General features: G+C 45.0%; 12 protein-coding genes. 6 read left to right on the top strand and 6 right to left on the bottom strand.

The annotated features are described in order from the left end of the window. Window position 1 precedes the first annotated feature (1 nt). Window positions 2–655, bottom strand: coding sequence for a Crp/Fnr family transcriptional regulator (locus QUA04_RS19835; protein WP_333259595.1), 654 nt, complete (start codon window positions 653–655; stop codon window positions 2–4). Between the two features lie 545 nt (window positions 656–1,200). On the opposite strand from QUA04_RS19835, the gene hslO reads away from it, so the two are divergent. The 3 genes from hslO to QUA04_RS19820 all read left to right on the top strand — a co-directional run bounded on the left by hslO (window position 1,201) and on the right by QUA04_RS19820 (window position 4,880). Next, window positions 1,201–2,100 carry an Hsp33 family molecular chaperone HslO gene (gene hslO / locus QUA04_RS19830; protein ID WP_333259592.1) on the top strand — a complete coding sequence of 300 codons (900 nt, stop codon included), beginning with the start codon at window positions 1,201–1,203 and terminating at the stop codon, window positions 2,098–2,100. Window positions 2,101–2,346: 246 nt separating this feature from the next. Further along, window positions 2,347–4,410, top strand: a complete 2,064-nt coding sequence (locus QUA04_RS19825; RefSeq protein ID WP_333259589.1) for a hypothetical protein — start codon at window positions 2,347–2,349, stop codon at window positions 4,408–4,410. Window positions 4,411–4,469: 59 nt separating this feature from the next. Further along, entirely contained in the window at window positions 4,470–4,880 is a 411-nt protein-coding gene (locus QUA04_RS19820) for an ester cyclase (RefSeq protein WP_333259586.1), read from the top strand. Between the two features lie 137 nt (window positions 4,881–5,017). Here QUA04_RS19820 and QUA04_RS19815 read toward each other — a convergent pair whose 3' ends face one another. Both QUA04_RS19815 and QUA04_RS19810 read right to left on the bottom strand, forming a co-directional pair. Further along, window positions 5,018–5,491: a TspO/MBR family protein gene (locus tag QUA04_RS19815; protein WP_333259583.1), complete on the bottom strand. Its 474-nt coding sequence runs from the start codon at window positions 5,489–5,491 to the stop codon at window positions 5,018–5,020. A 301-nt stretch (window positions 5,492–5,792) separates the two neighbouring features. Next, on the bottom strand, window positions 5,793–6,374 hold the full coding sequence (locus tag QUA04_RS19810) for a hypothetical protein (RefSeq protein WP_333259581.1): 582 nt from the start codon (window positions 6,372–6,374) through the stop codon (window positions 5,793–5,795). 72 nt (window positions 6,375–6,446) lie between these two features. Between QUA04_RS19810 and QUA04_RS19805 the strand changes: the two genes are divergently transcribed. Further along, a complete protein-coding gene (locus tag QUA04_RS19805; RefSeq protein WP_333177153.1) occupies window positions 6,447–6,599 on the top strand; it encodes a hypothetical protein in 153 nt (50 codons plus the stop codon). A gap of 144 nt (window positions 6,600–6,743) precedes the next feature. Continuing rightward, entirely contained in the window at window positions 6,744–7,058 is a 315-nt protein-coding gene (locus QUA04_RS19800; protein WP_333259578.1) for a zinc ribbon domain-containing protein, read from the top strand. Between the two features lie 157 nt (window positions 7,059–7,215). On the opposite strand, the gene QUA04_RS19795 is transcribed toward QUA04_RS19800, so the two are convergent. Then, window positions 7,216–7,578, bottom strand: coding sequence for a YkvA family protein (locus QUA04_RS19795; protein ID WP_333259622.1), 363 nt, complete (start codon window positions 7,576–7,578; stop codon window positions 7,216–7,218). A 39-nt stretch (window positions 7,579–7,617) separates the two neighbouring features. Then, a complete protein-coding gene (locus tag QUA04_RS19790; RefSeq protein ID WP_333259575.1) occupies window positions 7,618–8,241 on the bottom strand; it encodes a hypothetical protein in 624 nt (207 codons plus the stop codon). Between the two features lie 702 nt (window positions 8,242–8,943). Here QUA04_RS19790 and QUA04_RS19785 point away from each other — a divergent pair. Beyond that, window positions 8,944–9,834: a thermonuclease family protein gene (locus QUA04_RS19785; protein ID WP_333259572.1), complete on the top strand. Its 891-nt coding sequence runs from the start codon at window positions 8,944–8,946 to the stop codon at window positions 9,832–9,834. An 872-nt stretch (window positions 9,835–10,706) separates the two neighbouring features. Here the strand turns inward: QUA04_RS19785 and QUA04_RS19780 are convergent. Next, window positions 10,707–12,626 carry an iron uptake porin gene (locus QUA04_RS19780; protein ID WP_333259569.1) on the bottom strand — a complete coding sequence of 640 codons (1,920 nt, stop codon included), beginning with the start codon at window positions 12,624–12,626 and terminating at the stop codon, window positions 10,707–10,709. Window positions 12,627–13,369 lie beyond the last annotated feature (743 nt).

Raw genomic sequence — 13,369 nt, 5'->3', positions numbered from 1 at the left:
GCTACACTGCTTGAGGGTTACAGCCAAACAAATCCGACGTGGACGCAAAAACACCTTTGTTAAGAATTAAATGCCGATCGCCATCTCGACTGATTAACCCTTGCTGCTGCAATTTTCCCAGCATTCGCGTTACTGTTACCCGCGTCGTGCAAATCGCATTAGCAATATCTTGATGTGTCAAGCGGATATTCAAACGAGTTCCCTCAACCACAGGCTGACCGAATTCCTGTTGCAATAATAGCAGTAGCTGATACAAACGGTCATCTACTCGCCGCTGTCCGGCGATCGCTAAAATTGCTTCCATTTGCCGCAGCCTCCGTACCATTTGAGGCAGCAACTCGTGAGCCAATTGAGGAGAAGCTTCGATTTCCACCATAGAATACCACATCAAATAAATATCTGATGTCGCCGTAGCTCGGTAAGTCTGCAAGCTTGTCAACCACAAACCGAAGCACATCGAAGGCCCAACCCAACCCAAAAGTCCTTCTTCCCCGGTTGGATAAAGCGTACTCAGTTGTGCTAGACCTTGACACACTCGCCAAAGGCCTTGCGACATCATAGGAATGGTTTCGCCCTTGGCATAAAAATGCAAGTTTCGACTCGCTCCTGTGTTATGCTGGATTTCCGCTAAAAGTGCTTTGGATGTTGGTGGCATATCCCTTATTTCCAGCTAAAAAACATTGGTCTGAGACCTACGCCTCTGACTCTAACCGGCCAAGGTAAAGGTTTGGTAATCGTCTGGTTAGCGCCAAGATAAGCTTTAGTCATTAGTCATTAGTTTAGGACTTATGCACCGGTAGCCAGAAACCGGGTTTTTTAGATTAAATACACGGGATTAAAAGCCTCTAGCTCGGTTAAAAAACCTGGTTTATTTCTTCGGAGTGCGTTCAGGACTATAGTTATTAGTTATTAGTGGTTATTTGTTAGTTGTTATAAAATGACTGAGAAGAGGGTGGATTGTGGAAAATAAATGCACTCGTTATTTCTGGCATCTTAAATAAATATTTAAGTGGAAGAATGAATCCGAATATTTGTTAATAAATAGTTGGTTAATCAAGGTTTTCTAGAAAACAGAGGCGAGTTCTGAAGTTCGATCGCACTCCCAGGCCCGCCGAGTCAACTGCTGCTATCTTCTGCCACAACCTTCAAGAACTTCTAAAATAGTTTAAGAAGGTATCAAAAGACAAAGTAAGGTTTTTCATGGCCGATCAATTAATTCGCGCTACAGCCGCAGAGGGCGGAATTCGCGCTGTAGCCGTCATTTCCACCCGCCTCACCGAAGAAGCAAGACAGCGGCACAAGCTTTCCTACGTGGCTACAGCGGCCCTCGGGCGCACGATGTCGGCAGGGCTGTTACTCGCCTCCAGCATGAAGCGGCCCGAATCGAGAGTCAACATTCGCATCAAAGGAGATGGGCCGCTGGGCGGGCTTCTGATTGATGCGGGACTGGATGGAACAGTTCGAGGTTATGTGGACAATCCCGAAGTGGAATTGCCACCCAATGCTAAAGGCAAACTCGATGTCGGCGGGGCAATAGGTGACGGTTATTTGTACGTGGTGCGGGACGTTGGATACGGCTTCCCTTACTCAAGTACGGTAGAATTGGTTTCCGGCGAAATTGGCGACGATCTGAGTCACTATTTGGCAACCTCGGAGCAGACGCCTTCGGCTCTGGTTTTGGGGGTGTTTGTGGGGGCGGGCGGGGTAGAAGCCTCTGGGGGTGTGCTGTTGCAGGTTCTGCCGAAGGCCGCAACCGACGAAAAATTGGTGCAAACTTTAGAATCTAGAGTTGCTGAATTGTCGGGCTTTACGCCGCTGCTGCGATCGGGCAAAACGCTGCACCAGATTCTCGAAGAGTTACTGGGAGATATGGGCCTGGAAATTTTCCCGGAAACTCAGATGGTGCGCTTTCACTGCGGCTGTTCGTTCGATCGAGTTTTGGGAGCTTTGAAAATGTTGGGCGAAGCCGAACTCCTAGACATGATTGAAAAAGATGGGGGGGCTGAGGCTACGTGCCATTTCTGCAACGAGGTTTACAAAGCTAATAGCGACCAACTTGCGGAACTGATCGGCGATTTGCGATCAAACTCCGGTTCTTGAGACGATAATGTGTAATTGGCTCTATTGAGTGCGAGTTAGGGATGACGGCCTTGACCAATTGCCAATTACGCATTATCAATTACCTAATCACAAAATTTTGATTGTGGCGGTTTGGCGATCAGCTCTTGCAGTCTGGGGCCGACGGGAGTATGTAAAAGTGATGAATACATTTTATAGAGCAGTTGATACCAGCGCTCGCAGTTTTTAAATAACTAACGCTGGCTGGTTGCTGTTTGTGGTGAGGATATGAGTCAAGATCGCAAAATACCAGGCCGTTGGTCTGCATCAGAATCCTTGGAGTCAACAAAGGATACTTCGTCGCTGGTGCGCTTACCAGCAAGGAAAAACCGGGCTGAACGACTTAAAGAGCTCCGAGAGTTGGTTACTTCGGGAAAACTGCCAGGAGGGCATCTGGAACTACCACCGAATTTGTCTGGGGAAAACTCGCAGCCGCCGGGGGAACACAATCCGTTTTGGCGGAACTGGTCGAATAAGTGGCAGTTTTGGCTGGCACTGAGTTTGATGCTATCGATGGGTATGGGGTTTGTGGCAATTGCGTCTTTACTTAACCTGACCTCGCAGTCAAATTGCTCAAAGATTTTTTGGCCGACGGCTTCTGCTAACGATCGCTTTTTTTGTGCTCAAGAAGCAGCAAGCAAGCGGACGGCGGATGATTTGCTCAGGGCGATCGAATTAGTGAATGCTTTGCCAAAAGACCATCCGCTGCGGCCGAGAATTAACACTCAAATCGATCGGTGGTCGGAGGATATTCTCAGGCTGGGAAATGCTACTTTCCAAGAAGGAAAGCTGGAGGAGGCGATTGCGATAGCGAACAAGGTTCCTAAAGACGTTCCCGCTTACCCGAGGGTGGAAAAGCAGATTGAAAAGTGGCAGTCGATATGGAGCGATGCAGAGAAAATTTACCGCACGGCTGAAGACCACTTGCGTCAAGAAGATTGGGCGCAGGCTTTCCGCCAAGCTACTATGCTTTTGGATTTGGGAAATACTTTCTGGGAATCGGCTAAGTACGAGGAATTGACTAAGCTAATTCAGACGACTCGGGCTGAGGGCAATAAGTTGGTAAAAGCCCGGAATACAGCCTCGGAGGGAGGTCTCGAAAATCTGGTGACGGGCATTAAGCTGGCTCAGGGAATTGGTCAAAACAGTTATTTGTATCAAGCTGCCAATAAGACGATCGCGGAATTTAGCAAGAAAATTTTGGAGATCGCCCAAAAACGGTTGCAGGCAGGGGATTGGCAGGAGGCGATCGCGATCGCTAACAAGATTCCAGAGTCGGCAAATTTAAGGGAACAAGTACAGGATTTTAATGAGTTGGCGAATGCTACTTCTCAGGCTTTGACTGGCTCTGTTGAGGGTTTCTCCAAGGCGATCGAGATTGCTCAAAAGTTGAAGTCCGGCCGCCCTTTATACAAACAAGCTCAAGATTTAGTCGGCCGCTGGCAACAAGAAATGGCTGATGTGAAAGTTTTAGATTTGGCAAGCAGGCTGGCGGCACCGGGAGGGGTAAATGATTTGAGGGCTGCGATCGCGCAATTGCAAACAGTGCCGGAATCAAATCCCCGCGCTTCGGAAGCTCGCAGTCAAATTAGCACCTTGAGCCGTCAAATCGAGCTGCTGGAAGACAGTCCGTATTTGCAAAGAGCGAACGATTTGGCAAGTACGGGCGATCCGAATGCTCTGGAAGCGGCCGTTGCTCAAGCTTCTCGGATCGCTAGAGGTAGGGCGCTTTACGTCGAAGCTCAAACCAAAATTCAAGCTTGGATCGAGAGGAGACAGCGGCTTGTTGACCAGCCGTTTTTGGATAGAGCTCAGCAGCTAGCGGCCAGCGGCAATTTGGCGGGGGCAATTGAGATGGCCCGCCGGATTAGATCGGGACGGGTGCTTTATGAGGAAGCTCGATCGAACATTCGGACTTGGGAGGCTCAATCTCAGGGCGAGCAAGGTTTGCAGAACGCCCGTCAGGCCGCCCGAGCCGGGACTGCGGAGGCTCTGCAAACGGCAATTGGGCTGGCTCTTCAGGTGCCGGAGTCGAGTTCGCTCCGGTGGCAAGCAAGTGAGGCGATTGATGAGTGGAGTCAGCGGATTTTGGCGCTTGGTGTGGAACAGTCGTCCTCGGATATAGCTGGGGCGATCGCGACTTTGAAAAAAATTCCCTCGGGTACTCGGGCTTTTGAGCAAGCTCGATCGCAAATCGAAGTTTGGGAGGAGTCGCTGAAGCCTTCGGAGGCTGAATCTCCCCCTCCCGATCCCCCGGAAACTGAGCCTCCGAGCAGACCTCGGAGTCGGTAAATTTGAGGGTGAGAAGGTGCTAACTAATATCTTTAGTTATCTGTATTAGGGAACCAAACATGAAAACGCCGAAGCAAGTTCTCCAAGACTGGGTTTCTGCTTATAACGCTCGTGACCCTCACGCCCTGATCGAGCTTTATCACGACAATGCAGAGAACCATCAAGTTGCCTTTGGCGATCCTCTAAACGGGCGTGAGGCATTGCTTGAGAGTTTTGTTACCTTCTTCCAAGCTTTTCCCGACAATTACACGCACGTTGAGAATCTGTTTGAGGATGGCGAGTGGGCGATCGTCGAGTGGACTGGTGGCGGCACCTTTCTAGGTGAGTTTGGTGGCAACCTACCAACTGGCAAAAGTTTTACGCTGCAAGGCTGTGGCTTCTTTCATGTTGTTGATGGCAAAATCCATTTTCAACGCGGTTACATAGACAAGCACACTTGGTTCAGGCAGCTTGGGTTACCGATTTCATAAGCTTCCAGTTGTGCCACTGTAAAATTATTTCGCATCAAGTCTTTGCTCACTAAAACCTGCGTTGCAGGTAGATACTACCGAAAAAAGGCGCTTTTTCCCGATGCTTGCAATCCCATTAAAATGACTAATTCCAGAGCCTAAACATCCGCCGGATTGAGGTGCATCATTGCCCAAGTGGTATAAGTGCCGATCGGACTCCAAAGTATGTAAGGCAGCAATAACAGGGCGGCCGGCTCGGAAAATTGCAACACACTTAAAGCTAGTATTACGCTTAAAATAGCGCCCGTTCCGCCGATTATTGTGCCGACTTTTAGGCTCCTAACTTTGCACATAACCGAGGTGTAAGACATAGTTACTATTTCTAAAAGCAAGTACAAACCCATTCTCAGCCACGTCTCCTCAGTTCCCGGTTCTTTTTCCCAAACAATCACTGCTGACCAAGCTGCACAAATAAAAATTACTGTCCAAATTAGGGGAATTGCTCTTTCAAATACTAGCCATCTCGGACGCTGCAAGCGGTTGAACCATTGGATGTCGGTGCGGGGGATTAAGTTAGCTGCTAGTGCTACTATCAAGGCGACGCCTCCAATTACCATCCAGGATTTAATCATTTTTTGACCTTGGGCTAGGTTGACAGGTTCAATTCAGCAGATATTATCTCTAATTTTGGCGATCGCGCCATCTGTCCCCAGTTATATTAGGTTGGGTTGCGTCGCGAAACCCAATATCAGTTGAAAAGTAATTTAGACTTCTGGGAAACCTCAATTTATTTTCTTCTATTCCGTTGCATAATATAAAAAATGTGACTCTTGCTCCCTCCCCTTGACAAGGAGAGGGTTCGAGTCTGCTTTCCAGTAAAATTGACCAGTAAATTGAACAAAAAGTCTCTTAGTCTTTCAAAAAAATCGGCGACTAGCCGAGGCGGTGATGCTGTTCTAATTCTAAACTAGAGTCATCCTCTTTTTTGGGAACCAGAAGCGTATTTTCGCTGCTCGGTTGCAACACGGCTTTAATCACTTGGAGAAAACGGTTAGGCTTTTTAGTTTGACCGTTGAGAGTGCGGCGGTCTTTCACTTTTTGAGAAAGGTGCCGCATCACAGATAAATCGAGTTCATCTATGAAATGGTCGGCTATACGTTCTCCCATTAAATCAATAGCTTCAGCATACTGATCTGTCAGCGTTTCTATGGCATCGTATGCTTCGTCAGCAACTTGACTTGCTACTGTTTTATTTTGGTCGCCCGGCGTCTGGGAATGGCTGCGGCGCCGGTCTAAAAGACTTTGGTAATCCGCAATGCTCATTCCCAAATTGTAGAGATGGTGGTGAGCATGATCCATCAAATCTACTTCACTGGGATAGAAGAAACCACGAGTGCTGTTGATGCCGTGCAGTTTTGCCCAACGCCGCAGATTTGTCTCATCTTGCAGTTGGTATCTCTCCAACATTTGAGCTGTGTTCAGCTCTACTTCTGGCGTAACTTTGAAATCGCTCATCGGTAAATCCTCGCTGGTGAGTAAATAAATAAAATTGAAACTTAGAATCAGTGATTGGCGTACAGTCTGAAAATGATGATCAATCCTGTGACGGCATTGAGGGAAGTCTTGCGGGCATTTGCTAGCCGTCGATCGTGCGATCGTGCGATCGAGTCAGAGGATTTCAGGGTAGGGTACTTTTGGGCTTTGTCTCGATCGCATCCGGGAGCAAGCACACTGGGTTAATAATATAGCTGATTTAGTGTTTTAACAATCGTTAAAAATAGTAAAGTTTGATTTTTGGGGTTGAATTATTAGTAATGTTGAGCTATAATATTGTCAATAACCGTGCAATTAGTAATTTTAGTAGTTGCAAACGAGATTCTTAGTATGCCTGTATACGATTATTTGTGTCCCGAAAACAACCAGCAGTTAGAAGTTTGGCACAGCATGAACCTGAAAGTTTCGACTTGGGGCCAACTGTGCGAGTTGGCTAAGTGCGAACCCGGGGAGACTCCCGCAGATGCTCCGGTACGCAGACTGCTGAGCGCTCCGAGGTTGATGAAGCCGACATCCGACACCGATTATAAAAATTCGGGTTTCAGCAAGTACGTGAAGCGGGATGAAGGGGTTTATGAAAATGTCACGGCTAAGGATGGTGAAAGCCGTATTGTCAATCGAGATGGTAAGCCGATTAAAGACTGAGAATCCACAATAATCAAGTTTTCAGTTGAGTGAATTACAGATATTGGGTAGGGACACGGCACTGCCGTGTCCTATATTTCATCCGATTGAATGCTATATTATTCAGATTGTATTAGGCTCCTGCAGACGGAAACAAAACGCCCCACCGGACATAATATTATTTGCCAAACCAATCTTGCATTTTTTGTTTGGCTTGTGCTTTAGTATCCGTATTAATGTATACTGAAACAGTAGCTATTGCCACCAGCAATACTCCCAAATCGTCTGTAAATCCGATGCCGACTAATATATCGGGAATGGCATCGACAGGAGATATAAAATACGTCAAAGCTCCAACTACAACTGCTTTTGCCCAAGCAGGCACGTTTGGGTTGTGAGCCGTATAGTAGAGAATCAAAGCTTTTTCAACTACTTCTCTTCCTGCGGTTAAAGCAAAATTTTTAATTTTAACCCAAAAACTTTCATCTGAATAGTGAATTTGCGGGTTGCTGAGGTTTGTTGTGGTTCCTTTTCGATCCATCAAATCGAGAGGGATGCCTTTCAGGGGGCGACAACGAGGCTAAAGTCCTTCCCCTATAAGCTTTATGGTTTTCAATCCCTTCTGATAAAATGGGTTTTTATTGGGAACTAAACTCAGCATGGACTCTACCCACTCCAGACAACAGTCAACAGCAATTAGCCAATTAGAGCCATACAAACCAATCCAAAAGTTGCTAGGTCTTTTCCTAGTTCTACCTGTTTCTTGAAGCCGACAAACATATTTCTCTTGCCCCTGAAGCTTAGTTCTTTTTCCTTGTAACCACGCAGAAGTCATGGAATCGGCGATTAAAATTATTAAAGCAATCAATTTATCCGGCGATGCTTGACAACCCTCCAGGCTATATCCTCCAGTTTTACAGTCTTTAAACATTGCTTCGATACCGTAACGTTTGCTATAAACTTCGAGCGCACTTTGCACATCTGGCAAATTAGTTAACAGATACCAAGGTTCATCTTCTTGTTCGCCTCGATATTTACGTTTCCAAGAAGCGACCAAGTTAAATCGAGAACAACCTTTCTTTTTAGTAAAGCCTACCTTCGGATAAAATAGATGGATTCCCGGTTTAACTGGAATGCTATCTAGTGCTTGAAAAGGTTGTCTTTTTTCAAGGGAAAGTCGTACTGCATTTCTGACGCAAGACAAAACTTAAATGCTGGCGGTGTAACCGCGCCAGCTCTATGCTATGAAATTCGCGCTCTCCAATAATGATTAATTTATATCTTTTCAAGAGCCGAATTACTGGGCGCAATACTTGTTGCTGTTCGGCGAGATTTGAAGCCCCTTGTTTATCTCACAGTGTCCAGAATAGGGGAAATGCCCTTTTTTGAACGATTGCACTTACCATTAAAACATTATACTCTTTCCACTGGTTTCTATCCAATGCAATGATTAATTGACTCCCTGGTTTGAGCTGACGGGATCTCACTTCTTTGACGTTCGGGAACCACAGCACCAATATGCTGAGTGCTTTAATCTGTAAAAATCGTTGTATGTGACGGCGGCGACTACTTTGTAAGATCGGTAATTGTAGTGTGGCAGCTAATCGTTCTATTCTAACTTGTTTTTGAGACTGTAACAACCATACCAGCATTTGCAGGGTAAGTAATTGTGCAGGAGTCCGGTATTTTTCAAGTATCGAGGGATAGAATAAGGGCAACATATTATTGGTTTGGGTCTTGTGGTATTAGCAGGACCCTTCTTTTTTATCACAACTGGGTACTTTTTCGCTCTTGAGACTATTTTGTCAATAAGCAGAATTTTTTGAGGCGGGTCGATCGCGCGACAACATTTGCCTGTAAAGGTTGGGGGGCGCTTGTCGCCCCCTGAAGCAACAGGGTTGAAAATATGGCAACCAGAATTCCGAACCTGCAAATAACTAAAGTAGTTGACGGCGACAGCATCAAAATTTCTCTCAACGGCAAAACCGAGTCTCTGCGACTGATTTGCGTCGATACAGAAGAAAGTCATTCGGGAGGCTCTAAACCTGTAACGGCAGCGGGGAAAGCAGCTTCAGAAGTGGCTAAAAAATACTTCACCACAGCAGATGGTGGACTTGCTCAAATTGACATAGAATTTGATACAGACGATTCGGTTGAAGTGGCTCTACAAAAACACCGCGATAACTACGGGCGTCTCCTCTGTTACGTACATAAAGACGCAGAAAATTACAATCTTAAATTGATTGAAGAAGGCTGGAGTCCCTACTTCGTCACATACGGGCGCTCCAGATTGTATCACCGACAAATGACTGAGGCAGAATCGGCAGCAAAAGCTTACAATCTGGTAATTTGGAATCCGATTACAAATGCCAAAATTCCCTCTCGCAACTATGCTAATTTACTGCCTTGGTGGTGGATGCGCGCCTCAATTGTTGAAGAATTTCGCTTGTCGAAACCAACGGGAGGAACGTTTTCCTTGAGGTTGGATTATCCAAAAATATTGGCAGCTACCGAGACAGCTAAATCTATTACTATTTTCTGCGATTTGCAGGCTGGGATTAATAAATGGATAGGCAATAAGGCTCTGATTTATGCTGGTTCAGTTTATCATAAATTAGACTTGTGGATACCGGATGCTGAGACTGAGACGATGGCACCTTTAAAGCGGCTGATTGACAAGCGTTATGGTGGTCACGGACGTGGCTACGTTTATATTAGCGGGAAGGTAGAACAGTACAAAGGGAAGCCTCAAATTGTTTTGAGGGATATCAAACAACTTTCTGATTTTCCCCAATAATATTTAAACCACACTTTATTTCATCCATCTTTTTTACTGGTTCTAATATTATTTGGAAGTACGATCACACAAATAAATAGAGGATGATGCTAGGAAGTTATCACCCTCTATTCATCTATAATATTTTATTTATCAAGAGATGCAGAAACATTTATTGCTGCATTGAAGGAGTATCAAAAAATCGACATCCTAATGGATTTCTGCGTGCAGATTGATTTTGAGGAGTTGTTATAGGAGGACTAGAGTTAGGATGTGTGCTATCCAATTCTGAGACAGTAAAAGATTTAGAAATGTTAGGGTTTTTCCAGAGAGGGCTGGCAGAAGTGTTAGCAAGATTGGGTGACTCGGTAATTGTAATCTCCTGTGTTGCATTTACATTTGTCTGCGATTTGACAGGGGTTTGTGCCTGACACGGATAGGCAGTCATAGCAGAAATTACAGCAAAGCTGAGAAACCCAAAATAGCCCGTTGATTTAATCATATTTATCTAAACCTAAACTTAAAGAACTATTAGTAATGCTCCTGATAATAGATTAAGTTAGGAAAACTTATGTTTCAAGCGTGTTTATGCGTATTTTTTTAAACTTAATAATTAAGTATTTGTATGTAGGAAAAAAAGATAAAAACGGGGAAATTACTACTGAATATAAAGTTTCAGTAAAGATAGCGGGTTTTTACTGAGAAAAAATCTTAGGAAATCCCGCTGGGGTTTTAATCACTGTCTGCTGACGGAAGAACGCCTTTCTCGCTTAACAGGCAGGATGCCTGTTCCACAAAATTAAATTTTCTTGTGGGCCGTACCTCGGGGCCGAGTTAACCAAAATTGTTTGCAATTCGCGATCTACTAAACCCGGTCCCACAGGATTAAACTCTTAAAAGGAGAATGAAGTTCTCAATACACCAACTGAGATCGGGTCGCTATCGGGAGTGTGACCGGGTTGAAAAATCCAGATCAATCCAGGGGTGACGCTGATATTATCATTCACCTGCCAACGGTAGAATACCTCTACATGAGTAGTCGTTCCGGGTTGCCCGCCCGATCGCCCTAAACCCGTATCTAAAAAATCAGGAACGTTATTGCCTGTAGGTAAATTGCTGCTGACAATTTTAGGCGGTTGCCCGAGATAAATTCCTCCTAAATTTCCGGCTTTAAACAAATCTGGGAAATTTACAAAAACCATATAATTTGTAGTTGCTACCGTCCCAGATTTACCCGGAATGCGAGAATTAGTATAACCAGCCCAACCTCCCAGAGAAACTCGCGATGAAAGGCGCCAATTTAAACTTGCTCCCACTGCATTGGTTTGCAAAGAAGCGGACTTATTTGTGTTAGGATTGATGGCAGTTAATTGGCTATCGCCCGCCAAACTAATCAGATTACCGTCGGGCGAATAATCGTTAACATAATAGATAGTAAAATCAACTGGATCTGCGGGTGTCAGAGTGAGTTGTACACCCAATGTATTGTGTCCTCTAGGCCCGTTAGAACTGACAAAAAATCCAGAAATGTTAGTTGAATAAACTGCTTGCAAACTGGCTCGCTTCGCAAATTGCCAGTCAATGCCGATGCCGCCTAAACCCAAACCAGTGTTCAAAATAGGGTTTCTTTGGGCGAAGCCAGAAAGGGGGCCCGAAGCTGCACTTTCTGCCCGATTCGGCCCTCGAAAAGCGGTAATCATGTTAACTCCTGCTGTTCCTGCAAACACTGCCAATTTGTCGCCGACCAGAAAGCGGTAGTTGAGGTCGCTGACAGTTAATCCAGAAGTTTCGGCTACATTATAAGCAAGGTTTACGTCTTCGGTTAATTGTGGTGAATTGCTTCCGTTCTGGTTATAAAAACCGATTAATAAGTTACTGCGAGGGCTAAATTGAGTGGTTAAGTAGAATTGATTTAGGTTAATGATGTTGACATTTGTACCGGGGTCTTTGGTATCTCTTTTGCCGTCTCTGGGAGCCCGATCCGCGCGGTTGGGCGTGCGCCCTTGTATTCCAAAAATTGTGAATCCCGACAGCTTAGTTGTGGTCGAAAATTGATTGGCTTCTAGTTCGCTAGTTCTAGCTTCTAGCACATCCACTCTGCCTCGCATTGTGGCAATTTCGGTGGCAAATTCTTCTTGCAATCTTTGCAGTTTTATTAAGTCGTCTCGCTTAGCTATATTTTCAGTTGATTTGACGATCGACTCGCGGATTGTATCTAAACAAGCATTGACTCCGGCTGCAAATTCATAGCGCGTTATAGCGCGGTTTCCGCGATAGGTTCCGTCGGGGTATCCAGCTATGCAGCCGTATTTCTCTACCAAGGATTGGAGTGCTTGAAATGCCCAGTCTGTGGGCTGTACGTCGCTGAGTTGGGAAACTGATGTAACTTGTTCTAATGAGTTTTCAGCCTGGTAAACTAATGATGGATTTTCTAATTTATTTTCTTCAACTAATGGGGGTATTGGGGCGGGCTGCGTTTCGCTGGCTTCGGATACGTGAGTTTCTATCTCACTCGCCATATGTACGGGCGGCTCCGAGGTAAGGTTTATCGGTGCATTTACATCTAAATTGTCAGATTTTTCTAGTAATTGCCGATCGGGATTACGATCAAAATTCTCCGGAAGATTATTTGTCGGTGCGGGTAATTGATACCATTCATTAACTGGATCTTCCGAATTTGCACTATTGGCTGTTGTTTCAGAATCTGTCGTTTCTGCTAAGGCGGGAATGCTGAATAAGGCCTGCAATCCAAATCCTAGTATTAAGCTGCTAAGGATTTTCCAAATTGGTCGATCGCACTTGTGATTTTTCATGATATTTATACTTGGTGAGTGTATCCTCAAAAAAGTGAGAAAAAGCGCGATTCCCTACGAGATAGCTACGCTGCACGCACTATTCGAGATGAAGGGCGATCGTAAATTCCATTCCTTCTCCCAAAACCGACGAACAAGTCAAACTGCCACCCTCGCTTTCTTCCACTATGTGACGGCTGATTGACAATCCGGTTCCCGTTTTTTTTCTACAGATTTTGTAGTGAATGAAGAGTCAAAAGTCGGCGATATTATTTCCTCCGACCTCCCTCTACCCTTGTCTTTAATTTTATCAAAATATCTCGCTCTCTATCGATAATTAAGTAGTAATAGTTATCATGTTGGCTGCGGGTGTGAGGGCTACCAAAATACACCCTTATTTACCTTGTTGTCAAGCATTCATTGCATTTTTAGTAAAACTTATAAATAGATACTTCTGTTTTCCGATAGATAGTATTTAATCAAACTACTATTTCCATTTTCTTAATTTTTTGAATTACCGGACGGTTATTATTGACTTTCCAACAACGATTCCGCCAAATCATCAAAGTGCTATCAATTTCTTGCCATATCGGCTAATACTTTATAGTCGCTGTATGCAGGTAAAAAGTGCGGAGCGAGTGATTGCTCAATATCGTTTGGAGAGAAATACAATCAATTGTTTTAGCTCAATACTCCGGACAGTTTTTAAAGAGGGATGCGATGCCTTCGGCAAGCAACGCTTACGCAATACAGCAGAGAAGTGA

The organism is Microcoleus sp. S13_C5, from assembly GCF_036700845.1.
GTDB lineage: Bacteria > Cyanobacteriota > Cyanobacteriia > Cyanobacteriales > Microcoleaceae > Microcoleus.
This window is presented reverse-complemented; position numbering and strand designations above follow the sequence as displayed.

Bases quoted from the DNA above. Each gene is read 5' to 3' on its own strand.
- QUA04_RS19835 (WP_333259595.1), bottom strand. From the start codon at position 655: ATGCCACCAACATCCAAAGCACTTTTAGCGGAAATCCAGCATAACACA.
- hslO (WP_333259592.1), top strand. From the start codon at position 1,201: ATGGCCGATCAATTAATTCGCGCTACAGCCGCAGAGGGCGGAATTCGC.
- QUA04_RS19825 (WP_333259589.1), top strand. From the start codon at position 2,347: ATGAGTCAAGATCGCAAAATACCAGGCCGTTGGTCTGCATCAGAATCC.
- QUA04_RS19820 (WP_333259586.1), top strand. From the start codon at position 4,470: ATGAAAACGCCGAAGCAAGTTCTCCAAGACTGGGTTTCTGCTTATAAC.
- QUA04_RS19815 (WP_333259583.1), bottom strand. From the start codon at position 5,491: ATGATTAAATCCTGGATGGTAATTGGAGGCGTCGCCTTGATAGTAGCA.
- QUA04_RS19810 (WP_333259581.1), bottom strand. From the start codon at position 6,374: ATGAGCGATTTCAAAGTTACGCCAGAAGTAGAGCTGAACACAGCTCAA.
- QUA04_RS19805 (WP_333177153.1), top strand. From the start codon at position 6,447: ATGATGATCAATCCTGTGACGGCATTGAGGGAAGTCTTGCGGGCATTT.
- QUA04_RS19800 (WP_333259578.1), top strand. From the start codon at position 6,744: ATGCCTGTATACGATTATTTGTGTCCCGAAAACAACCAGCAGTTAGAA.
- QUA04_RS19795 (WP_333259622.1), bottom strand. From the start codon at position 7,578: ATGGATCGAAAAGGAACCACAACAAACCTCAGCAACCCGCAAATTCAC.
- QUA04_RS19785 (WP_333259572.1), top strand. From the start codon at position 8,944: ATGGCAACCAGAATTCCGAACCTGCAAATAACTAAAGTAGTTGACGGC.
- QUA04_RS19780 (WP_333259569.1), bottom strand. From the start codon at position 12,626: ATGAAAAATCACAAGTGCGATCGACCAATTTGGAAAATCCTTAGCAGC.